Below are 24473 nucleotides of genomic sequence, written 5' to 3' on the forward strand. Positions count from 1 at the left end.
AGACCAATGAATAAATTCAGATTAAATATTGACGGTAAAGAAGTTTTGGGCCTTCCGGGTCAGACGATCCTGGAAGTTGCCAGAGAAAACGATATCTATATACCGACTCTGTGTTTTGACGAACGGACCAAGATTTACGGCTCCTGCGGTCTGTGTATGTGCGAGGCTGAGGGGAATCCCAAGCTTCTCAAGGCATGTGCCACCGAGATCGCGCCCAACATGGTCGTTCGCACCAATACCAAGAGAGTCATTGAATCGAGAAAGACCAACCTGGAGCTGCTGCTTTCCAATCACGTGGGCGACTGCAGACCTCCCTGCGTTCTGGCATGCCCGGCTCAGACCGACTGCCAGGGGTATGTGGGACTGATCGCCAACGGAGAATACGGCGAGGCGCTGGAACTGGTGAAGGATAAGATTCCTCTCCCAGCATCTCTGGGCAGAGTGTGCCCTCATCCTTGTGAGGAAGAATGCCGCAGAGGACTCATCGACGAGCCTATCTCCATTCAGATGCTCAAGCGTTTTGCCGCAGACCAGGATCTGATGGAGGATGAAATGTTCCTGCCGGAATGCGAACCAGCTACCGGAAAGAGCGTCGCTGTCATCGGCGGAGGCCCCATGGGCTTGTCAGCTGCGTATTTCCTAAAGCAGATGGGCCATGATGTGACTGTATTTGAATCCATGCCCAAAGCCGGCGGTATGCTCCGCTATGGCATCCCGGAATATCGTCTTCCCAAGGAAGTGCTCGATATGGAAATCTCCGCCATTGAAAAGCTGGGCGTGAACATCATAACCAATACCAAAATCGGCGTTGATATCCCCTTTGATACCGTTCGTGCAGATCACGACGCGGTACTGCTGGGAATCGGAGCCTGGATTTCCACAGGCGTCGGATGTAAGGGAGAAGATGCTGACGGTGTAATCGGCGGTATCGATTTCCTGAGAAAAGTAGTTCGAAACGAAGAAATTGAACTGGGCGAAAAGGTTGCCATCGTCGGCGGCGGAAACACGGCTATGGATGCCTGCAGAACCGCAGTCAGACTGGGAGCCAAGGAAGTTTACAATATCTACAGACGTACCAAGGATGAGATGCCGGCCGATATGCTGGAAATTGAAGAGGCGGAAGAAGAAGGCGTTATCTTTAAAAATCTGACCAATCCGCTGGAAGTCGTGGCTGATGAAAACGGACACGTAAAACAGGTTGTTCTGCAGATTATGGAACTGGGCGAACCGGATGAGTCCGGCAGAAGAAGGCCGATTCCGGTAGAAGGAAAGACTGAAACCATTGATATCGATACGATGATTCTGGCCATCGGCCAGGCGGTAGATGCCAGCATCTTTGACTGCGATAAGACGAGAAAGAATGCCATCGCATACGATGAAGACACCTTCATGACCAGCATGCCAGGTGTATTTGCAGGCGGCGACTGCGGAAACGACAAGATTTCCATCGCAGTTGAAGCCATCGCTGACGCGAAAAAGGCTTCCGCTGTGATCGATGCTTACCTGAACGGCGAGTCGGTGAAATATGAAAAGCCGTACGTTGTGACAAGGGACGATATCACAGAAAAGACCTTTGAAGACAGAGAGCGCCAGTGCAGACCTAAATATGACGTTCTGCCTGCGGAAGAAAGAAAAGACAACTTCACAGAAGTCGTTCCCGTCGGTTTTACGGAAGAACAGGCGGAAGAAGAAGCACACAGATGTCTGGAGTGCGGCTGCCACGATTATTTTGAATGTAAGTTGATCGATCTGGCCAACCAGTATGATGTAAAACCGGATCGTCTGTCGGGTGACATCAATAAAATTGATTTCGAAGACGACCATCCGTTTATTGTCCGTGATCCCAACAAGTGTATTCTCTGCGGCCTTTGCGTGAGAGTCTGCGATGAAGTAATGGGAATCGGCGCCCTTGGATTGGTACATAGAGGATTTGACACGGTTGTAAAACCAAATCTGGAAAAGCCGCTGGTTGAATCCGGCTGCGTATCCTGCGGCCAGTGCGTCAGCGTTTGTCCGACCGGAGCGCTGCAGGAGAGAACGACAATGGTTAAAGAAGTTCCTCTGGAAAACGACGTGACGGAAACCACATGTTCCTACTGCTCGGTAGGATGCAGCCTGCTGCTGGAAAGCTATGGCGACATGCTGATCAAGGCCAATCCGGACAAGGAAGGTCCTGTCAATCAGGGTCTGGCCTGCGGAAAAGGTAAATGGGGATTCGACTGCTCACTGCTGGAGGATAAACTGACCGATCCGCTGATCAAGGATGCGGAAGGCTTTAGAGAAACCGATTATCACGAAGCGCTGGTGCTGGTAGCTAAGAAATGCCAGTCCATTGCCGCAAAATACGGCAAGGATGCGGTAGCGGTAGCGATTTCAGACAGATATACCAATGAAGAAGCTTACGCAATGAAGAAGATGGCCTCGGTCATGGGCGCTAAAACCCTCTGCTTTAACAACAGAGCCAGCGGCCTTGCGCCGGTGCTGGGATTTGATGCTTCTCCCAACACCATCGATGAACTGCTGTCTACAGATGTCATTCTGGCGACCGGATTTGATACCGTATCCAATCCGGTAATGCAGCTGAAGCTGAAACAGGCGGCGGAAAATGGAGCCAAAGTGATTCTGGTAAATCCGCAGGGCTATGAACAGCATTTTGACTTTGCGGAAAAGGTGATTTATGTAGATAACGAGCTGACTTTCTTAAAGGGCGTCGCCAAATCTCTGCTGGATATGGGCAAGACTTCCGATGCAGAAGGGTTTGATGCCTTCGCAAAGAGCCTGGCAGATGCGCCGACCTGCGACCAGTGCGGCGGTGTTGCCGAGCTGTACGCAAATGCCAAGAAAGCGATGATCGTCTTTACTCAGAACTTTGTGACTACCGAAGCAGCATCGATGATCGCGAATATCGCGATGCTTTCTGGACACATTGGTGCGCCTCGTGACGGCATCGTTCAAGTCAAATCCAAGAACAACTCACAGGGCCTGATTGATCTGGGCGTTCGTGCAGGAGCGGAAGCACTGGATGGCGTGAAAGCACTGCTGATCTTCGGCGAAGAGCCGCAGGCCGATCTTTCCGGACTGGAATTCCTGATGGTTTCCGACACACATATGACGGAAACGGCGGCTAAGGCTGATGTGGTGATTCCTGCCACTGGATTTGCCAGCACAGAAGGTACTTATACCAACACTGAAAGAAGACTGCAGCCGGTTGATAAGGCGATCTTTGAGGATGTGGACTTCTCCAACTGGGAGATCGCAGCAGAAATCGCCCATGTCTATGAAGTGGATTTCGACTGGGATGATGAATACGATATTTCTGATGAAATGGACGATATGCTGCCCAAGTATAAATATGCGGAAGCGGGCGAAATTCTGGGCGGAGCGCTGGCTCCTACCGATGACGCGGCCTTTGCCGTAATCGGCGACGCCAAATTCGTTGATCCGCTGCCTTGCACAGACAGCTTGATGAACGTGATTGCTGAAAGACTGCCTAAAATGGCTGAATAAAAAAGTTTCCTTTGGAAACGTTATTCGCGCTTCGCGCTCACTTTCACAAGGTGAACTTTTTTGAAATACAGGAAATGCTGCGCAATCGATATTTCCTGTATTATAAAAAAGGTTAGGATGGATTGCCGGACTTGAAAAGGTCCGGCTTTCTTTTTGCCTGCAGATCCGGGGCGCGCAACTACAAGTGGAATCCGTGTCAGCTTCAGTTGGTGGAGAATCCGGGGAATTCGCGTATAATAGATGGTATGAAAGGTAGGAAAAATATGATAAGTGCGAATTTACAAAGGCTTAGAAAACTCAATCAATATACCCAGGAAGAACTGGCGGAAAAATTAAATGTATCCCGCCAGGCTGTGGCAAAGTGGGAAAGCGGCGAATCCATGCCGGATCTGAACACCTGCAGCAATATTGCCCGGCTGTTCAATGTCAGCCTGGATGATTTGGTGAATTATCGGGAAGAAGACTCGGGTGTTGTGATTCCGCCCAAAGGCAAGTACCTCTTTGGAAGCGTGACCGTTGGAGAGCGGGGTCAGATCGTGATTCCCAAAAAAGCAAGAGAAATCTTTCATATAAAAGCCGGCGATCAATTATTAATACTTGGCGACGAAGAGCGCGGCATCGCCATTGTCGCTCAAACGGATCTGCAAAAATTCTTTGATGCCATCGCGCTTGTTCCTGATTTTCCGGAAAAATGAAGGAGGAAAAACATGGATTCGACAATTCAAATCTGCAGGCTTACCAAGACCTATGACAAAAAAGTCGCGGTGGATCATCTAACCCTGTCAATCAGGCGGGGTGAAATTTTTGCGCTACTGGGGGTGAACGGCGCGGGAAAAACGACTACAATACGGATGCTTTCGTGCCTGACCAGACCCGACGACGGCGATGCGTATCTCCTGGGAAACAGCATTAAGACTGGGGAGAAAAGGGTGAAAGGCTGTATTGGCGTATCGCCGCAGGAAACGGCCATTGCCAGGAACCTGTCGGTCAGAGAAAACCTGGAGCTGATGGCAGGCGTTCACGGAATTGGTAGATCCGATGCAAAAGAAAAGGTATCGGAAATGATCCGGCTCTGCTCCTTAGAGGAAATGGAAAGAAAAAAGGCCAAAACGCTTTCCGGAGGCTGGCAGAGAAGGCTGAGCATCGCGATGGCCCTGATCGGCGATCCCCAGATTCTGTTTCTGGATGAGCCGACTTTAGGTCTGGATGTTCTTGCAAGACGGGAACTGTGGTCGGTGATCCGCGGGTTGAAAGGCCGGGCAACCATCATTTTGACAACTCATTACCTGGAAGAAGCCGAATCTCTTTCTGATCGAATCGGTATTATGAAGGATGGAAAATTGTGCGCGGTTGGTACGGATGTGGAGCTAAAACAAAAATCCGGAACTTCCAATTTTGAAGAGGCCTTTGTACGCCTGGCCAAAGGAGGTGATCTGCAATGAAAGCGAAAGTGTTTGCTGACCGAACGGCTAAGGAAATCCTGCGCGATCCCATTTCTCTTATCTTTGGAATCGGCTTTCCCGTGGTCCTGCTCTTGCTGCTGACCGCGATTAACCGCAGCACGCCGCAGCCAATTTTCCCCCTGGACCGTTTGGCCCCTGGGATCGCCGTATTCGGCCTTTCCTTTATGGCGCTTTTTTCAGCCCAGCTCGTTGCCCGCGACCGGGAAACTTCCATGCTGGACAGACTCCTGACGACTCCCATGTCAGCAGGGGATTTTATTATGGGTTATACCCTGCCGCTGCTTCCAATGGCATTGGCTCAAAGTGTGATTTGCTATCTTGTGGCATTTCTTCTGGGAATGGAGGTGACGATCTCAGCCTTTGTTTCCCTGATTATGATGCTGCCGGTATCGCTGACTTTCATTGGTATGGGGCTTTTGTGCGGCAGCATGTTCAATGAAAAAGCGGCTACCGGCATATGCGGCGCGCTGCTCACCAATCTGACCGCCTGGCTTTCAGGAACCTGGTTCAGTCTGGATTTGGTTGGAGGAGCCTTTAAAACAGCCGCTTACTGGCTGCCCTTCGCCCATGCGGTGGATATGGGGCAGGCTGCTGCCAACGGGACTTACAGCGCAATGCTGCCGCATATTTGGTGGGTGGCTGGGTATGGGATTATATTGGTGGCTGCGGCGATCGCTGTTTTCTGGCGGAAGATGAAGACCGCCTGAGCCTGCTTGGATGCAGGAAAACCGATAGGTGTTTGTGATTGCATGAATTTTGTGGCTCTGATCAAAATTCATGCAATTTTTTGTGCTGTAAAAGATTGCACACTTGATAGTTTACAAATAATGTAATATAATGTTAAAAAATGTTATATTATATTCAAAAGGGAGAACTATGAAAAAAGCAAAACAAACTTATAAAGACAGCGTATTCCGCAAGTTGTTCCATGACAAAGAAAAAATCCTAGAGCTATACAATGCCTTATCGGGCAGGAACTATTCTTCGGACACCGAAATACAAATCGTCACCTTAGAGGATGTGATTTTCGGTGTCCGTAAGAACGACCTGGCCTTTATCATCGATGGGCGGCTGATCATCCTGATCGAACACCAATCGACGATCAACCCCAACATGCCGCTGAGGATGCTGGTGTACATCGCCAAAGAGTATGAAAAATTCTATTTTTCCAAGGCCATTTACAGTAAGCAGCTGGTCAAAATACCCACACCAGAGCTCTACGTTTTCTATAACGGAAAAGAAGACCTTCCGCTTGAAGAAAACTTAAAACTTTCCGACGCATTTCTTGAAAAATGTGCTACACTATCGGTAGAAGCAGTTGTAAAGGTCATCAATGTCAATTATAAACAGGGAGCTGAAATTCTGGAGCGCTGTAAGGTTTTGAACGAATACAGCAGATTCATATACCTGGTACGGAAAAACTGGGAGAAAACGAATGATCTGGAAGCTGCCATCAAACAATCCATAGACACCTGCATTAAAGAAGGAGTCTTACGAGATTTTCTAAAGAAGAACGGTGGTGATGTTATGAGTTTTTTGTATGATGAACTGAGCAGAGAAGAGTGCGAAACGATTCGGGAGCAGGACGGCTATCAGAAGGGGTTATCGGAAGGCATCGACAAGGGAATCAAACAAGGAATCGAACAAGGCATTGAAAAAGGAATCGAGCAGGGAATTGAGAAAGGTATCGCGCAGGGTATTGCAGCCCTGATAGAGCTCTGTCAGGATATGGAGCTTTCCAGAGCAGAAACGAAGGCTCGGATTGTGCGGAAATTTTCCCTTTCGGAAGAGAAGGCAGAAAGCTATATGCAGCAATATTGGAAATAACACCTGCGCAAAGGCTGCCCAGCCAAAGGGAGCTCTGCAGTTGACATTCTGGTTTTTGTAAAATAGACATGAAGGAGGCAGCAATGTTTGCCAGTTGTTTGGAACAAATGAGCGGTATCTACGATAATATGGATTCGATCCTGATTACAGACCGCAATGGAATCATCGAGTACTGCGCGCTGATCGATCTGGAGGACCATTCCATAACAAATGAAGGGTTCACGGGAAGGCCGCTGTTGGAGATTTACCCGGAGCTGACCGAAGAGGAGAGCACGATTTTTCGCGTTATGAAAACGGGAGAACCGATCATTGATGAAGTACAGACTCTTACGGACTGCAACGGGAAGACCTTGACTTTTTCCTGCAGCACCTATCCCATAGAGCTCAACGGCGAGATCATCGGCGCTGTGGAAGGGACCATTATGCTGAGCCCTGACGGCGAGCCGGCCAGCAAACGGATCAACAAGCGGGAAAAGCCGCAGGGCAGCGAGGATGGATACTACTGTCTGGATGACATGGTAACACAGGATCCCCATATGATAGAAGTTAAGGAGCAGATTCTGCGGGCAGCTGCCGGTGAATCCCCGGTCATGGTCATCGGCGATACGGGTACAGGCAAAGAACTGGCAGCTCAGGCCATTCACAGCCACAGCATGCGGGCAAAAGGACCCTTTGTTTCCCAAAACTGTTCGGCGATCCCTGCAGGACTTCTGGAAAGCACCTTGTTTGGGACGGTCAGAGGCAGTTATACAGGTGCGGAAAACAGAAAAGGGCTGTTGGAAACGGCCCACACCGGGACACTGTTTTTGGACGAACTCAATTCCATGGATATCGCCCTCCAGGGAAAAATTCTAAAGGCTGTGGAAGAACATAAGATTCGGCGGGTTGGAGAAGAAACAGAACGGCGAATCGACGTGCGCATTGTATCGGCGGTAAACCGGGAACCGAAAGATATTTTGGAAGCACAGGAGCTTCGCCGCGACCTCTATTACCGGCTGGGCGTAATTCAGATTCGGCTGCCGCTTCTGCGAGATCGGAAGAAAGATATCCCTCTGCTGGCGGATTATTATATAAACTATTACAACAGCCACAACGGCAAACAGATTCGAGGCTGCAGCGAGCTGGCGATGCAGATGTTGATGAGCTACCATTGGCCCGGTAACGTGCGGGAACTGCGCAATGTGATTGAATACGGTTTTCATATGGCAAAATCCGATGAGATTACGGTCCGGGATATTCCGGAACATCTCATCTATGATAAAAAAACGCCGGAAGCCGGAAGTGCGGAAACGAGCAAGTGGCGAAAAGAGCTGGCGCAAAACAGAAACATCAATGAGATTGTGGGCGATTTTGAGAAAGCCATTTTACATCAAATCCTCAGTGAGACATCCAGCGTAACCCAAGCGGCCAAGCAGCTCCATATCAGCAGGCAGGCGCTGAGATATAAAATGGAGAAATATCAAATTGAAAAGAATTCTTACTAAAACGAAAGAAATTTTGCGTTGATGCGCAAGATTTTTTTCGTTTTTGATCTTTCAAGATTTTGTTAAAGAGGAAAAAACCGCTATATTAGGGGAATTGGGGCTGTTTTGCAAGTGTGCGGATGTTGGCATAGAACTTGTATATAGTATATAAAAAAACATTTGGAGGTATAAAAATGAAATACGGTTGTCAATCTATGGTAGGAAAAATAGAGTCGATTTTAATTAAGAAACCAGAACAAGCCTTTATCAGCCAGGAAAATCTCAACAAAACCTGGGAGGAGTTCAAGTATTTCGGCTGTCCCGATTATGAAACAGTGTTGAAAGAATATGCAGTATTTGAGAAATATATCAAAGAAAATGTAGAAAATGTCTACTACCTTCCCCAGGATGATCGCACGGGATTGGATTCCATCTATACCCATGACCCGCTGAAGATCACCAAGAAAGGCGCCATTTATTTCCCGATGGGAAAAGCGCTCCGCAGCAAAGAATATCTGGCCACGAAGGCATATCTGGAGAGCATCGGCGTTCCCACTCTGGGCGAAATTAAAGCACCTGGAAAAATGGAGGGGGGAGATGTTCTGTGGATCGATGAAAAGACAGTCGCCATCGGCAGAGGCTATCGGACCAATGATGAAGGAATCCGCCAGTTCAAAGAACTGACAAAAGATCTTGTCGATGAATACATCATCGTTCCCATGCCTCATGGAGAAGGAGAAGATGCCTGTCTCCACCTGATGAGCATCATCAGCTTTGTAGACACGGATAAGGCCGTGGTTTACTCCAAGTTCATGCCTGTTTTCTTCAGAGAATATCTGTTGGAAAAAGGATTCATGCTCATTGAAGCCGACGATGATGAATACGATTATCTGGGGACCAATTTGCTGGCTCTGGAACCGGGAAAAGTGATCCTCATCAAGGGCTGTTCCAAAATAGAGAAAAAGCTCAAGGATCTGGGTCTTACGGTTATGACCTATGAGGGAAAAGAACTTTCCTATCGGGGTACCGGCGGTCCGACCTGCCTGACCTGCCCGATTACAAGACTATAAAAGAAAGGCAAAATTGCGTAATGGGAGATAAAAAAGACATTTTACAAGAAATCGATCAGGACATCCGCGATCTTCTGTATCGCTACATAAAGACACAAAGCTTTACTTGTACAGAGCGGGAAAAAGAGGCGGAACAATTCCTCATGGACTATCTATCGGAAATCCCATATTTTAAGACACATCCTAAGTATTTCGGCACCTGGCCCATACCGGGAGATTCCTTCGATCGTGCGGTATGCTACAGCATGGTCAAAGGAACGGGGGATGACACGGTTGTTTTCGTGCACCACAATGACGTGGTGGAGGTCGAGGATTTTAAATTGCTGAAATCCTATGCATTTTCCCCCGACGAGCTGGAACAGGAGCTGTATAAAATAAAGGATTCCCTGCCAAAGGATGCAAAAAAAGATCTGGAAGAAGGGACCTTCCTCTTTGGCCGGGGAACGGCTGATATGAAAGGCGGAGGCTCCATACAGCTTGCCCTTTTGCAGCGCTACAGCGAGATAAAGGACTTTAAAGGCAACGTGATTGTCATCGCAGTTCCTGATGAAGAAAACCTTTCCGCAGGGATGCGGGCTGCCGTAAAGCTTCTGGCTGAACTGAAGGAAACCTATCATCTCAATTATAAGATCATGATCAATTCAGAGCCCCACCAGCGGAAAGATTTCACAAAAGGGATTTTTTCCGAAGGCTCGGTGGGCAAGGTGATGCCTTTCGTTTATGTGCGGGGTTACCTTTCCCACATCGGAAAAGTATTCGAAGGCTTTAACCCATTGAACCTGATGAGCGAGATCGTAAGAAATACCGAATTGAATATGGACTTCAGCGATGTGGTAGGAAAAGAAAGCGCGCCGCCGCCGACCTGGCTCTACCTGAAAGACAGCAAGAAGCAGTACGACGTTTCCATGCCCCTTTCTGCATCTGGATGCTTCAGCATTCTCACGCTGAATCAGACTCCGGCGGAGGTGATGGAGAAAGTAGAGCATGTGTGTACGCAGGCGTTTTGCAAGGTTTTGGATGAGATGAACGAAAGCTATGCCCGCTTTTGCCAAGTGGCGGAGCCTGTAGCAAAAGAGCTGCCCTGGAACGTTCGGGTCATGGACTTTCACAGTCTGTGCGAAGAAGCGGCTGCCGCGTATGGCGACACATTCCGCGGTCATTATCAGAAAAAGGTCGCCCATCTTTCCCAGAGCATGCGGGAAGGAACGATAAATTTAATTGAAAGCAATTTCGCTCTGGTGGAATTCGTATTCGACTACATTGAAGATTTGTCCCCGCGGGTTGTATATGGCTTGATCCCCCCCTATTATCCCAATGTTTCCAACTTGTATTTTGACCGGCTGGACGAATCGGTGAAAAACCTGGCGGACGATCTGGACGATTACATCTGGAAGAACTATGGACAGCACTATACAAAAGAATATTTTTACACGGGAATATCCGATTTGAGTTATACCAGCATCAGAGAAGGCAGCAAAACATTGGAGGCCCTGGAGAATTCCATGCCCCTGCTGGGAGAATTCTACAGCATACCGGTGGCAGAGATTGAACAGATCTCCATGCCTTGCATGAACATCGGCCCCTGGGGCAAAGACTTTCACAAATTGACAGAGCGGGTCTGCAAAGAGGACCTGTTCCAGCGGACGCCGCGGATTCTCAATAAAGCGGTCTCGCTGATCCTGGATGATCCGTCCCTGGTGCAAGATGACGGGCTCTCACAGAAAGGAGAACTTATATGAGTGAGAACAAAGAAAACAACAAATTGCAGCGAAAGCTGAAGCCGAGGCAGATGAACATGATTGCCATCGGCGGAGCGATCGGGACCGGACTCTTTGTCGCCACCGGATCGTCCATCAGTACGGCCGGACCGGGAGGCAGCATGGTGGCTTATGCCATCATCGGAATCGCGGTCTACTTCGTAATGACGGCCCTGGGTGAGATGGCCACCTACCGGCCGGTTCCGGGAGCTTTTGAAACCTATTCCACGGATTACATCGACCCGGCCTTTGGCTTTGCCATGGGCTGGAACTATTGGTATTGCAGCGCAATGACGGTTGCAACCGAGCTGGTGGCTTCGGCGATCGTCATGAAATTCTGGTTCCCCAACAGCTCTTCTGTTATGTGGAGCGCGATCTTTATCGTTTTATTATTGGCGCTGAATATGTTTTCCGCCGGGATTTTCGGAGAAGCTGAATTTTGGTTCGCCGGAATCAAGGTAGTAACCATCATTATTTTCCTGGTCGTAGGCGTGCTGATGATCATCGGTGTATTTCAGTCTGAAAGCCCGGGCTTCAGCAACTGGACCCTGGATGAAGCACCCTTTGTTGGAGGAGGCTTTGCAGTATTCAGCATTTTCATGGTAGCCGGATTTTCTTTTGTCGGTGTAGAGGCTACGGCCATTGCAGCCGGAGAATGCGTCAACCCGGAAAAGACCGTTCCCAAAGCGATCAACAGTGTATTCTGGCGGATTCTGCTGTTTTACATAGGAGCAATTTTTGTCGTAGCGACATTGATTCCTTACACCAACCCGGATCTGCTCAATGCAGACATCGATAACGTAGCCGTAAGCCCCTTTACCATTATCTTTGAAAAGAGCGGCATCGCAATGGCGGCTTCAGTGATGAACGCAGTCATCCTCACATCGATCCTATCCTGCGGAAACTCCACGCTGTATTCGGCAAGCCGGCTGTTGTACTCCATGTCCGAGTCGGGCAAATCACCAAAGTTCCTGGGAAAGGTCAGCAAAAGCGGCGTGCCTGTATTTGCGGTGTTCTTTACTGCGCTTACCGCCTGCCTGTGTTTCCTCACTTCCCTGGACAGCGACAGCGCCGTATACACCTGGCTTTATAATGCCACCGGTCTGACCGGATTTTTAACCTGGTTCGGAGTCTGCATCTGCCACCTGAGGTTCAGGAAAGGATTCAAGGTGCAGGGAAAAGACCTGGCAGAACTGAAGTACAAGAGCAAATTATATCCTTTCGGAACCTGGTATTCGCTCATCATCTGCACGGCGGTTATTTTGGGTCAGGGCTACTATGCCTTTACTTCTTCCGGGGTCGATTGGTACGGAGTGCTGGTAGCTTATATCGGCCTGCCGATCTTTATCGCCCTGTATGTGATCCGCAAGATCGTGAAAAAGACCAAGATTATACCTGCGGACAAGATGGATTTGTCAAAGAACCCGATTCAGCAGGATGGGCAGCCAAAAGTAGGGTGAAAACAAAAAAGACGTGCTTCTGGCTGAATTATACACTGCAAAAGAATTGACAATCCAGGTTCAGGGAATATATACTGAAAGGGTCGGAAAAAATATGATAGATTAAGTAAAAGGAGAACTTTGCATGTTTAATTCACTCGTAGAAGCAAAACGATTTATAGAAGAAAAGCGAATTCAGATGGTCGATTTTATGATGATCGACTTAAACGGCAGATGGAGGCACCTGACAATTCCTGTAGATCGTTTTACAGAAGATACCTTTAAAAACGGTATTGGGTTTGACGGAAGCAACTATGGTTTTGCGCCGGTAGAAAAGAGCGATATGGTATTTATCCCGGATCTTTCGACTTCTTATGTCGATCCTTTCATGGAAATCCCGACTCTGGCCATGATCGGCGATGTATATGTGATCGATGTGCCCAACAACCGGCCCTTTGACCAGGACCCAAGAAATGTAGCCAAACACGCAGAAAACTATCTGATGGAGTCGGGCATTGCTGATGAGATGAAAATCGGACCGGAATATGAGTTCCATGTATTTGACCACGTAAGCTATTCCACCGCGCCCAATGAATCCAGCTATTATATTGATACGGAGCAGGCCGAATGGAATAAAGAGGACCGGGACTTTAACCTGGGATACAAGATGCCCCACAAGGGCGGCTATCACATGGCGCCCCCGCAGGACGTGCTTTATGATTTCAGAAGCAGGGTCTGCATGCTGATGGAAAAGCAGGGAATCCGCGTCAAGTACCACCATCACGAAGTTGGAGGACCGGGACAACTTGAGATCGAAGTGGAATTCGGTTCTGTAACGGAAATGGCCGATAAGACAATGATGACCAAATATCTCATTAAAAATGAAGCCATTGCTGAGGGAAAAACAGCGACTTTCATGCCCAAGCCAATCTTTGATGAGGCCGGCAACGGTATGCACGTCCACATGCAGCTGTTCAAAGGAGGAGAACCGCTCTTCTACGATAAAGACGGGTATTCCCAGCTTTCCCAGGAAGCGCTCTATTTCATGGGTGGTATTTTAAGACATATTCGCGCGCTGTGCGCCTTCACCAACCCCAGCACCAACTCCTTCAAGCGTCTGGTACCGGGATATGAAGCTCCGGTTACCATCGGTTTTGCCACAGCCAACAGAAGCTCGGTCATCCGTGTTCCTGCATACGCCAAGGATCCGGACAAAAAGCGCTTTGAAATCCGCAACCCGGACGGCACCTGCAACCCGTATTACGCCTTCTCTGCCATTCTGATGGCGGGATGCGACGGAATCAAGAACAAAATCGATCCGGTAGCGGAAGGGTATGGTCCATATGACATCAACCTTTACAATCTGACCGAAGAAGAAAAGAAAAAGATCAAGAGCCTGCCGAGAACTCTGGACGAAGCACTGGATGCTCTGGAAGAAGACCACGCTTTCCTCACCGAAGGCGGCGTGTTCCCGGAAAAGCTCATCGAAATCTGGCTGATCAATAAGCGGGCGGAGACCAAAAAGCACAGCTTAATGCCGACACCGATGGAATTTGACATGTATTACGATCTTTAATTTATAATCCGATCAACCCAAGCAGGGCTGCCGCTGGCAGCCTTGTATTTTTTTTCACAAAATCCAGAGAAAAATAAAAATCACTCTTTACATGAAAGAAAAAAGAAGATATGATATAAAGCAATATATTCTGATAATTATGTATTTTAGGAATAATGCGAAAATGAAAGGAGTTTTGATGAGCAGACTTGATATTAAAACGAGAGACCAGTCACAAATGGTAATAGAGGGCCTGTATCAGGACCTGGAGCGGAGAATTGTTGCCAGTCCGCCGGGACAGTGCCCGGTGGATATGGCAGCATCTTTTTTAAAGTTGTGCCATGCACAAACCTGCGGCAAATGCGTTCCCTGCAGAGTGGGACTGGGGCAGATGCTGAACCTGATCGATGACCTTCTGGATTTGAGCGAAGAAACTTCTTTGGATACACTGGATTTAATTGAAAATACGGCTGTCGCCATACGCGATTCTGCCGACTGTGCCATTGGCACGGAAGCGGCCAATATGGTGCTGCGGGGACTTTCTGGTTTTCGGGACGACTATGAGGAGCATGCCTTGCGCAACCGCTGTACCGAAGACATACAGAAGGGAAAACAGCCGGTGCCCTGCGTGGCTCTCTGCCCGGCCGGCGTGGACGTTCCGGGATACAGCGCGCTGGTACTGGAAGGCCGATACGAGGACGCAGTGAGGCTGATTCGGAAAGACAATCCCTTTCCCACCGTATGCGCATTGATCTGCGAGCATCCGTGCGAAGCCAGATGCAGAAGAAATCTGATCGATGCGCCCATCAATATCAGGGGCTTGAAGCGTTATGCGGTTGATAACAGCGGACCGGTAGAAGTACCGGAAAAAATGGACGATACCGGAAAACGGGTGGCTATTATCGGCGGCGGACCCACAGGACTTTCGGCGGCATATTTTCTTTCCATCATGGGGCATAAAGCGACAGTGTTTGAAAAACGCAGTCAGCTGGGAGGGATGCTCCGATATGGAATTCCCAATTACCGGCTGCCGAGGGAGCGTCTCCAGTATGACATCGATGCGATCCTTTCTGCGGGCGTTGAAGTCAAGACAGATTTTGATGTAAATGACGCAGAAAACATTCAGGCCATCCGGGCAGAATATGATGCCGTATATATCGGAATCGGAGCACATACCTATAAGGAAATGGGAATTGAAGGCGAATTCTCAAAAGGAGTCATTCCGGCCGTGGAGATGCTGCGGGGCATCGGCGATGATGCGATGCCGGATTTTAAAAACAAAGCGGTCGCCGTAATCGGCGGCGGCAATGTGGCAATGGATGTGGCACGGACAGCAAAACGGCTGGGAGCATCAGAAGTGACTATTGTATATCGGCGCCGGCGAAACGATATGACCGCCTTGGATGAGGAGATCGAAGGCGCCATTGCCGAAGGCTGCGATCTTCTTCAGCTGAAAGCTCCGGCAAAAATCGAATCCACCCAGGAAGGCAGAGTCAAAGCCTTGTGGGTAAAACCCCAGCTTGCCGGGGAAGCGGACAACTCCGGGCGTCCCAGACCTATCGACGCGCAGGCGGAAGAGGAATGTATCCCCTGCCAGATTATCATTTCCGCCATTGGACAAGGAATTGAATCGCACAGTTTCGAAAACTGCGGCGTTCCAGTAGCAAAAGGCAGTATTTCCGCCAGCAGCTCCAGCCAGATCGAGACCATGGAAGGGGTCTTTGCCGGCGGGGACTGCGTAACAGGACCATCCACTGCGATCAATGCCATTGCCGCGGGAAAAGTCGCGGCAGCCAATATCGATAATTATCTGGGTTACCATCATGAGATCGAGGTAGATGTTCAGATTCCGGAACCGCGGATCATGGACAAAAAACCTTGCGGAAGAATGGAACTGAAGCTGCGCTATGCAAGAGAACGGGGCAATGACTTCCTGGCGATTGAACAGGGTATGACTGCGGAAGAAGCTGCCCAAGAGGCATCCCGCTGCCTGCGGTGCGATTACTTCGGCTTCGGATCTTTTAAAGGGGGGAGAGTGGAAAAATGGTAAAATTGACGATAAACGACCAAAAGGTAACCGTGCCGGAAGGTACTACCATCATGCAGGCTGCCCGGGAAGTGGGCATTGAGATTCCGCACCTGTGCTACCTGAAGGATATCAACGACATTGGAGCATGCAGAGTTTGCATCGTGGAGCTGGAAGGCATGGAAAAGCTGGTTACAGCATGCAATACACCGGCAGAAGAGGGAATGGTGATCTACACCAACAGCCCCAGAGTCCGCGCGACACGAAAAATTAATGTGCAGCTGATCCTTTCCGACCACGACGGCAAATGCGCGACTTGTGTCCGCAGCGGAAACTGTTCTTTGCAGACAATCGCCAATGATTTGGGAATTTTGGAAATCCCCTACGAATTGATTGCGGAGCGCAACCGGTGGGACAAGCGGTTCCCCATGATCCGGGAAGCTTCCAAATGTATCAAGTGCATGCGCTGCATCCAAGTATGCGATAAGATCCAGGACATGCAGGTGTGGAATGTGTCGGGAAGCGGCTTTCGGACTACCGTGGAAGTGAGCGGCAATATACCTATTCAGGGAGCGGATTGCTCTCTGTGCGGCCAATGCATTACCCATTGTCCGGTGGGCGCGCTGCGGGCAAGAGATGATGTGGATAAAGTCTTTGAAGCTCTGGCGGATCCTGAAAAAATCACCATGGTCCAGATTGCTCCGGCTGTGCGCACAGCCTGGGGAGAAGGAATCGGACTGGGCAAAGAGGAGAGTACCACTGGAAAATTGGTCAGTGCGCTGCGCCAAGTGGGATTTGATTACATATTCGATACCGTCTACACAGCCGATCTGACGATCATGGAAGAAGGAAGCGAATTTCTGGAAAAATTCCAAAATAAGAACGACAATAAATGGCCCATGTTCACTTCCTGCTGCCCGGGATGGCTGCGTTTCGTGCGCAGTCAGTATCCGGAATTCGTGGAATACTTGTCAACGGCCAAGTCGCCGCAGCAGATGTTCGGAGCTATGTCCAAGACGTACATCGCCCGGAAGCTGGGGCTGGATCCGGAGAAAATATTCTGCGTTTCCATCATGCCTTGTGTTTCGAAAAAATTCGAATGCGATGTAAGGCAGGTTAACGATACAGGAATGGAAAAAGATGTGGATCTGGTGCTGACAACAAGGGAGCTGAGCCGGATGATCCGCGCCGACCGAATCAAAGCAGAGGATCTGAAAGACGAAACCTTTGATGAAATGTTTGGACAGGGAACAGGCGCCGGTCTGATATTCGGAGCCAGCGGCGGAGTCATGGAAGCTGCTTTGCGCAGCGCCTATTATCTGATTACCGGCAAAAACTCAAAGCCGGATGCCTTTAAAAGAGTCCGAGGCCCGAAAGGATGGAAATCTTCCGTCTTTGAAATTGAAGGCGTGCCGGTGCATGTGGCTGTTGTCAGCGGTCTGGGCAATGCCAGAAAACTGCTGGAACCCATCAAGAGCGGCCAGGTCAGCTACGATTTTGTGGAAATCATGGCCTGCCCGGGCGGCTGCGCCGGCGGCGGCGGTCAGCCGATTCAAGACGGTGCGGACATGGCTGCGGACAGAGGAAAAATTCTTTACGGCCTGGACAGTGTGGCTGATAGCCGTTTTTCCCATGAGAACCCTGCAGTACAGATGACGTACGAGGAATATCTGGGCAAACCTCTATCCAAACGGTCCCATGAATTGCTCCATACAAGTTTGGAACAGTGGGAGATCGAGTAAAAAAACCAAAAATGAAAACCAGTATTCATAATAATGACAAAGCGAACCTTTCGCTTTGTCATATTTTTTGGTAAAATAAAGGGCGGAGGTGCCATAAATGAAAAAATTTCTCAGGAATGAAATCCAAGGATTCATCCGTCGTTATGAAAAAAAGATCGAGACAAAATGGGGAGAGCCGCTTGCAGGCTTCGCGGATGCGGATCTGAGCCGGCTCAAGCAGGTAATTTCGCTGCAGCATGCCTCCGGAAGCGACGTGATCCCAAATCCGACGGTGATCCTGGCATATTTTGTTCCCTTTCAAAAGGAAATGGCAGAGACCAATATTGGACATGGAATCGCATCGCCCCAGTGGGCCCTTGCCTACGAAGAAACCAACGCCATGTTTGTGGAACTGAACCGCTATCTGATTAAAATTCTGGCGGATAAAGGCTATCGGGCCGCCGTTTCCCAGGAAGCGGGAGCATTCAACCGGGAGCAGCTGATCAGCAATTGGTCGCAGCGACATATCGCCTATGAGGCTGGCCTCGGTACCTTTGGGCTCAACAATATGCTGATCACCAAAAAAGGCTGCTGCGGCCGAATTAACACGATTGTCACCGACCTGGACGTCCCGCCTGACCGTCCGATGGAAGAAGAACTTTGCCTTTACAAACGATCTGGAAAATGCGGGCTTTGCACGGACCGATGCCCGTCGGGAGCTCTGACCCGGGAAGGATTTGATCGGGAGCGGTGCTTTCAAGTCTGCCGGGAAAACGCCCAAATCTATACTGGATACGGAAATTCCTACGCTTCCGCCGCCGGACAGCCTGCTGAAGATACAGGCAGCGAAGTCTGCGGAAAATGCGTAGCAGGCATGCCTTGTGCGTTTCTCTAATGAGCGGCTTTACAGACTGAAAATAGAAAGGTTAGCAGTGTATGACGAAAAAAGCCATTGTCTTTAATATACAGCGTTTTACCATCCACGACGGCCCTGGAATTCGCACAGAACTGTTTCTGAAAGGCTGCCCGCTGTCCTGCAGATGGTGCGGCAACCCGGAAAGCCAGTCGGGATCCATTGTTCCGGGAGTCTATGCTTCCAAATGTCTGGGAGCTGACAAATGCGGGTTTTGTGAAAGGGTTTGTCCGGTTCCGGGCAGCCTGGTATTCAAAGAAAACAAACTGGTTTCCATTGACCGCACCAAGTGTATCAACTGTATGGAATGCGGCGGCCAGTGTCCGGCGGATGCCATCAAGCAATGGGGACAGGAAATGACCGTGGATGAAGCCATGGATATCATTCTGCGGGATGAAGAGTATTACCGCAGTTCCCGGGGCGGGGTGACGGTTTCCGGCGGCGAGCCCCTGCTCCATAGCCAATTTGTTGCCGAACTCTTTGAGCGCTGCCATGAAAATCAGATACATACCTGTCTGGAATCCACTTTTTGTACGGACTGGAGGGTGATCGAAAGGGTTCTGCCCCATACGGACCTGGTGATTACCGATCTCAAGCATATGGATGCCCGGATTCACGAGCAGCATACAGGAATTTCCAACGAAAGGATTCTGGAAAACTTAAAAAAATTGTCTCAGCAGGGAAAAGAACTGATAATTCGTATTCCGGTGATCCCGGGAGTCAATGACCATTGGGAGAATATTCGAGCAACCTGCGATTTTATACAAAATGAGCTGGGAAACCGGGTCATGCTGCTCCAACTGCTGGCCTTCATGCGCCTGGGAGAAGAAAAATACGCTTCCCTGGGCAGGCCTTATCCCATGAGCGGTGTGGATTTGGACCGGAATCAGTTCCAGCAGCATATAGAAGAATTAGCGAAGTATTTTAATGGCAGAGGCGTCAAATGTATGGTCGGATCGACTGCCAAAGAGATAGGAGAATGATAAAATGAACCAAGTGAAACCGTGCGGTACAGAGCGCTACGACCAGAGCTACGGAGTTGGCTACCGGGTAGGCCACGACGATTTTTCCCCTTACGGACGGGTAAACCGGCTCCGGAAACAATTCCTCGACCGGGAATTCAATATCGATATACAAAGGGCCCGGCTGATTACAGAAGTATACAAAAACAACCCTGATATGTCCGCAAAGCTGAAAACCGCTTATGCGCTGGAAAATATACTGGAGCATGTGGCCATCGATCTTTACGATGAAGAACTGATCGTAGGGGAAGTAGCCGCTCCAGCCAAAGCAGCACCCATTTATCCGGAGTTTTCCGTAAAATGGATCATCGATGAATTGAAGCATCACCCCTTCGACCAGCGAGCCCACGATAAATTCTATATCACAGACGAGGACCGGGACGAGCTTCTGGAGATCCTGGAATTTTGGAGAGGCAAAACGGTAGAAGACTTGGTGAATGCCCGTCTGACCGAGGATGAGAAAAAGGGCAGCGAGCTGGGCAAAAAGGTTTACATGACCAATCTTTACCACTTTGCGGGAGTAGGTCATTTTGTTCTGGATTATCCTCAGCTTCTGGAACAAGGTTATGACGGTTATCTGGCCCAGGTACGGCAGAAACTGGAAACCCTGGACTCCGGCGATGCCGATTTTGAGGAAAAACGTGACTTTTACCAGGCCATGGAGATCGAGCTGAAGGCGGCCTGCGCATATATTAGGCGGTACGCCCAATTAGCCGCCTCACGTGCGGAAAGGGAGCAAAACCCTGGCAGAAAACAAGAGCTGCTGCAAATCGCGGAAAACTGCAATCAGATCGCGGGCGGACCGGCCAGGACCATGTGGCAGGCCGTCCAGCTGTGGCATTTTGCTACCACTATTACCCAGATCGAATCCAACGGCCATTCCATCTCCTATGGAAGAATGGACCAATGGCTGTATCCCTACTACAAAAAAGATATGGAGCAGGGTGTGATCACCAAGGAATTCGCCCAAGAGCTTTTGGAAACAGCCTATGTTAAGACCGGAAATCCGTCCAAGCTGAAGGATAAGATGACGGTAGAGGTGAGAAGCGGCCGCGGCTGGGGCGGAGAAAGCCTGACCATTGGAGGCGTAAACGAGGATGGAAACGACGCTTCCAACGACCTGACCTTCATGCTTTTGGAGGCATCGGCTCACACCAGAATGATGAACCCGTGGGTATGCGTTAGAATGCATGAAAACACACCGTATGAGTTGAAAGTAAAGGCTGTGGAATGCATCCGGGCCGGATATGGACATCCCAAGCTCTTCAATGACGTGCCTACCATTGAGGTCATGCTCAAAAAAGGCATGACTTTGAAAGAAGCGCGAAATTATGAAGTGGTGGGATGCGTGGAGCCGGATCTGCCCGGTTATGAATACGGATTCCATGATTCTGCCTATATGAATATCGCCAAAGTCATGGAGCTGGCTCTCAACGGCGGAGCCTGCATCGATTGCAGCGACCAGTGTCCCAGATATGCCAAATGCGCTGCCATAGGAAGGACCCTGGGGCCCGATACCGGCAGCCTGGCGGATTTCCAGAATATCGGCCAAGTGCTGGAGAGCTTTGATAAACAGATGAAATTCTGGACAGACCAGATGTGTCAGGGAATTAATGTGATCGACGAGGCCCACAGAGAGCGAAAGCCGCTTCCATACGCGTCGGCATTTTTCAATGATTGCATTGATAAGGGCAAAGACCTTTCCGAAGGGGGAGCCAGATATAATTTCACCGGACCCCAGGCCAGCGGAATCGCCACTTGCGCCGACACCCTGTCCGTAATCAGCCAGCTGGTCTTTGATGAAGGCAGATATACCGGCCAAGAGCTGCTGCAGGCAATCCGGGATAACTGGGACGGCCACGACGTGCTCTATGCCCTTGTTAACAGCAGCAAGGTTCATCACTATGGCAATGATGATGATTATGCGGATAACTTCTTTAAAGAAGTATTCAACTGCTACTGCCGCAACATTGAAGGGCGGAAAAATCCCAGAGGCGGAACCTTCTGCCCGGGCGTATATACGGTAAACGCCAACGTGGGACTGGGCCTGGATCTGGGAGCATCTCTGGACGGAAGAAAAAGCCGGGAACCTCTTTCCGACAATATGGGGCCGGTGCATACCAGCGCCGCTTCCCACGATATCTACGGACCCACCGCCATTTCCAACTCGGTGACAAAGGTGGACCACAGCAGAGCCACCAACGGGACGCTGCTCAACTGGAAGTTTCCGCCTGAATGCGTGGCGGGCAAAACAGGCCGGGAAAACCTGATCAGTTTTATTGATACCTATTTCGCCAAAAAAGCCATGCATTGCCAGTTCAATATCATGAGTACGGAAATGATGAGAGCGGCGATGAAAAAACCGGAGGACTACAAGGATATGCTGGTTCGGGTAGCCGGATACAGCGCATACTTCGTAGAGCTGGGAAAACCGCTTCAGATGGATTTGATCAATCGGACGGAGCTATCGTTTTAAGCCGGTGTGAAGGACAAAGTATGAGGAAATCGGAAACAGATCAAACCGCCGCCGGGGAAAGAGCAGCACTAAATCTTTTGGTGGTAGAAGATAATTACGATGATATGGAATATGTATGTGATAGTTTGAAAGAACTGGACACGGGGCTGAACATTTATAAAGCGGGAAAAGCCTTTAAAGCGCTGGAAATGATCCACGAAAGCCAGATCGACCTTGTTCTGCTGGATGTGGAACTTCCGGATATGAACGGATTTTCTCTGGCCAACCGAATCAGAAATATGGAAGAAGGCTCGCTGCTGCCAATCGTATTCATTACAGGGACCGACGCCAACCCGCTGATGGCCCACAGAAAATACCACTGCTATGATTATATTAAAAAACCCTTTATGCGGAGCACCTTCAATCAGGTGATGAAACCTCTGCTTAAAGGGCTCGTCCGGCAAAAGAACAGAAATAGTAGGCCGGCTTTGGAGAAAGAGAAAGTTGTTTTTCTCGAAACAAAAGAAGATATTTTTATCGTAAAATACGATGATATTTTATTCGCAGAAATAAGCGGGAGGACGATCACTGTCTATCTGGCGGATCGAACGATAAGCGGCGTCAAAATGAAATTTGACGCTTTTATCGAAACGGTAGATTCGCCTGATTTCCTGCGATGTCATAAATCCTATGCGGTGAATATCCGAAAAGTTGATCAAATTAAAAAGATCGATTACCGGTCCTGGGAGATCCTTTTTAAAGATATCAAACAAACAGACAGCACGAAATGTATGCTGTCAAAGACTTATAAGGACAGTGTTTTTGCTGCAATAAATGACAGAAAGGATGATGAAGGATGATCGACCTTTCTGTCAGCTGGTGCATTTATTGGCTGCGCTCCTTTTTAGAAGTGTTGTCCATCTTCAGTTTCAGCAGCATCCTTGGCGGGGAAGGCCGGATAAAAGTCAGGATCCTGCTGCTAGGGAGCCTGTGCGTATCATTTCTTGTTTCTGTTTTGGACTATTTTGAAGCTTCTTTTATCCCTGTCATTTTTTTATTTCTATGCGTAGTTATGCTCAAACTATCATCACCGGCAAAGCTTTCTGAGCTGGTGGGCAATTTAATATTTGGGACTGCCGCCACCTTTTTACTGGAATTGATTGTTACAGGCATCCTCTGGCTCCTTGGCAGAAATTATGACATGGAGGGAATTTCCTATGTCATGTCGGGCCTTCTTGCCATAATAATCCTCTGCAACTTGATTCTGCATACGGATAACCGTCTTGCCAGGAAAGTCAGCGCCACCCTGCAGAACAAACGAAACTATGTCATGATCGTCTCCATAAGCATGGCTGTCCCCATCGTGATGCTGTCAAATATATTTTTAGACAACTCGATGATGTTCTGGGAAGGGTATTATAAAACCTCGTTTTTAGCTGTTCTCTACTTTATCATGAATTTGTTTTTGATCAAATATTTTGTGGATATTTTACATAAAGAGAAGGAAATCAAAGTCATTCGTGAGTACGGGGAGCATTTGAAAGACTTGGCGGAAGAGCTGAATAAACGGGAGCATGAGTACAAAAACCAACTCAATGCAATCATCGGCATCGCAGAAAGAAACGGCCCTGAATGCAGGGAGCAGATTATTGAATACGCGGAAAGCATCACTGAGGCAAATAAAAGCCGCAAAAGCCGAAGAAGCATTATCAGCGATAATTCCGTTGTTGCCGCGTATATTCTGAAAATGTCAAGAATTGCCAAAGCCCGCGATATCAAGTTTGATTACTATATAACAAGGCCTTTTCCCGTCTATGATCTGTCCGAAAGCGAGCTGAACCAACTGTTGGCAAACCTTTTAAACAACGCCTTTGAAGCGGCAGAAGAATTAACGGGATATAAAAGGTATGCAGCAATTTGTCTGGAAGAGGACTACCTAGAAGTAACCAACTATGTCAAGGATGATTTCAGCAAAAGCATGATAAAGAAAGCAACTAAACAGGGGTTCAGCACAAAGGGCCGCAATCGAGGCTACGGGATGGCCAATATTTGGGATATTGTGAAAAGGCGCAATCTTACGTTGGAATCTTACTTGGAGGATGATTTACTTACCTTTATGATCCATATGAAATGATGTATTTATTGATGAAATGTGATTTTTAAATTAGAATCAACATTTAAAAGCGCAATATATCATCATATGAAAGAAATATTGTCAAAAAATTTTGAAAGCTTTATAATCCTATTGTGTTTTA

At 48.8% G+C, this 24473-nt stretch carries 17 protein-coding genes and 1 pseudogene; all 18 read left to right on the forward strand.

What is annotated here, in order from left to right:
• The first annotated feature begins 6 nt into the window (after positions 1 to 6).
• The 18 genes and pseudogenes from LG211_RS03470 (at position 7) to LG211_RS03550 (ending at position 24352) form a co-directional block, all read left to right on the forward strand.
• Positions 7 to 3507, forward strand: a complete 3501-nt coding sequence (locus LG211_RS03470) for an FAD-dependent oxidoreductase (protein WP_148396652.1) — start codon at positions 7 to 9, stop codon at positions 3505 to 3507.
• Between the two features lie 263 nt (positions 3508 to 3770).
• Positions 3771 to 3950 (forward strand): annotated as a pseudogene (locus tag LG211_RS20195) (helix-turn-helix transcriptional regulator); the annotation flags it as partial.
• A 30-nt stretch (positions 3951 to 3980) separates the two neighbouring features.
• Positions 3981 to 4202: an AbrB/MazE/SpoVT family DNA-binding domain-containing protein gene (locus LG211_RS20200; protein WP_465250776.1), complete on the forward strand. Its 222-nt coding sequence runs from the start codon at positions 3981 to 3983 to the stop codon at positions 4200 to 4202.
• Between the two features lie 12 nt (positions 4203 to 4214).
• Complete coding sequence (locus LG211_RS03480; RefSeq protein WP_148396650.1) at positions 4215 to 4949, forward strand: ABC transporter ATP-binding protein; 735 nt, start codon at positions 4215 to 4217, stop codon at positions 4947 to 4949.
• On the forward strand, positions 4946 to 5677 hold the full coding sequence (locus LG211_RS03485; RefSeq protein ID WP_148396649.1) for an ABC transporter permease: 732 nt from the start codon (positions 4946 to 4948) through the stop codon (positions 5675 to 5677). Before LG211_RS03480 ends, LG211_RS03485 begins: the two co-directional genes overlap by 4 nt.
• A gap of 169 nt (positions 5678 to 5846) precedes the next feature.
• Positions 5847 to 6797, forward strand: a complete 951-nt coding sequence (locus LG211_RS03490) for an RpnC/YadD family protein (protein ID WP_269477000.1) — start codon at positions 5847 to 5849, stop codon at positions 6795 to 6797.
• Between the two features lie 83 nt (positions 6798 to 6880).
• Positions 6881 to 8281 carry a sigma-54 interaction domain-containing protein gene (locus LG211_RS03495; RefSeq protein WP_253019379.1) on the forward strand — a complete coding sequence of 467 codons (1401 nt, stop codon included), beginning with the start codon at positions 6881 to 6883 and terminating at the stop codon, positions 8279 to 8281.
• Between the two features lie 173 nt (positions 8282 to 8454).
• Positions 8455 to 9330 carry a dimethylarginine dimethylaminohydrolase family protein gene (locus LG211_RS03500; RefSeq protein ID WP_227754893.1) on the forward strand — a complete coding sequence of 292 codons (876 nt, stop codon included), beginning with the start codon at positions 8455 to 8457 and terminating at the stop codon, positions 9328 to 9330.
• A gap of 20 nt (positions 9331 to 9350) precedes the next feature.
• A complete protein-coding gene (locus LG211_RS03505; protein WP_269477001.1) occupies positions 9351 to 11069 on the forward strand; it encodes a M20/M25/M40 family metallo-hydrolase in 1719 nt (572 codons plus the stop codon).
• Positions 11066 to 12547: an amino acid permease gene (locus tag LG211_RS03510; protein ID WP_148396644.1), complete on the forward strand. Its 1482-nt coding sequence runs from the start codon at positions 11066 to 11068 to the stop codon at positions 12545 to 12547. Before LG211_RS03505 ends, LG211_RS03510 begins: the two co-directional genes overlap by 4 nt.
• A gap of 124 nt (positions 12548 to 12671) precedes the next feature.
• Positions 12672 to 14102 carry a type I glutamate--ammonia ligase gene (gene glnA / locus LG211_RS03515; RefSeq protein WP_227754895.1) on the forward strand — a complete coding sequence of 477 codons (1431 nt, stop codon included), beginning with the start codon at positions 12672 to 12674 and terminating at the stop codon, positions 14100 to 14102.
• A gap of 178 nt (positions 14103 to 14280) precedes the next feature.
• A complete protein-coding gene (locus tag LG211_RS03520; RefSeq protein WP_148396642.1) occupies positions 14281 to 16131 on the forward strand; it encodes an NAD(P)-binding protein in 1851 nt (616 codons plus the stop codon).
• Complete coding sequence (locus LG211_RS03525) at positions 16125 to 17849, forward strand: NADH-dependent [FeFe] hydrogenase, group A6 (protein ID WP_269477002.1); 1725 nt, start codon at positions 16125 to 16127, stop codon at positions 17847 to 17849. Before LG211_RS03520 ends, LG211_RS03525 begins: the two co-directional genes overlap by 7 nt.
• Before the next feature lie 97 nt (positions 17850 to 17946).
• Positions 17947 to 18723: an epoxyqueuosine reductase gene (locus LG211_RS03530; protein WP_269477003.1), complete on the forward strand. Its 777-nt coding sequence runs from the start codon at positions 17947 to 17949 to the stop codon at positions 18721 to 18723.
• 41 nt (positions 18724 to 18764) lie between these two features.
• A complete protein-coding gene (gene hpfH, locus LG211_RS03535) occupies positions 18765 to 19724 on the forward strand; it encodes a (2S)-3-sulfopropanediol dehydratase activating enzyme (protein ID WP_269477004.1) in 960 nt (319 codons plus the stop codon).
• A 4-nt stretch (positions 19725 to 19728) separates the two neighbouring features.
• Positions 19729 to 22239 (forward strand): (2S)-3-sulfopropanediol dehydratase, encoded by a 2511-nt coding sequence (gene hpfG / locus LG211_RS03540; RefSeq protein ID WP_269477005.1) that lies wholly within the window; start codon positions 19729 to 19731, stop codon positions 22237 to 22239.
• A gap of 20 nt (positions 22240 to 22259) precedes the next feature.
• Positions 22260 to 23078, forward strand: a complete 819-nt coding sequence (locus tag LG211_RS03545) for a LytR/AlgR family response regulator transcription factor (RefSeq protein WP_269477006.1) — start codon at positions 22260 to 22262, stop codon at positions 23076 to 23078.
• Positions 23075 to 24352: a GHKL domain-containing protein gene (locus tag LG211_RS03550; protein ID WP_269477007.1), complete on the forward strand. Its 1278-nt coding sequence runs from the start codon at positions 23075 to 23077 to the stop codon at positions 24350 to 24352. The genes LG211_RS03545 and LG211_RS03550 overlap by 4 nt, the downstream gene beginning before the upstream one ends.
• Positions 24353 to 24473: the final 121 nt, after the last annotated feature.

The organism is Hominibacterium faecale (genome assembly GCF_020734085.1).
Classification (GTDB): domain Bacteria; phylum Bacillota; class Clostridia; order Peptostreptococcales; family Anaerovoracaceae; genus Hominibacterium; species Hominibacterium faecale.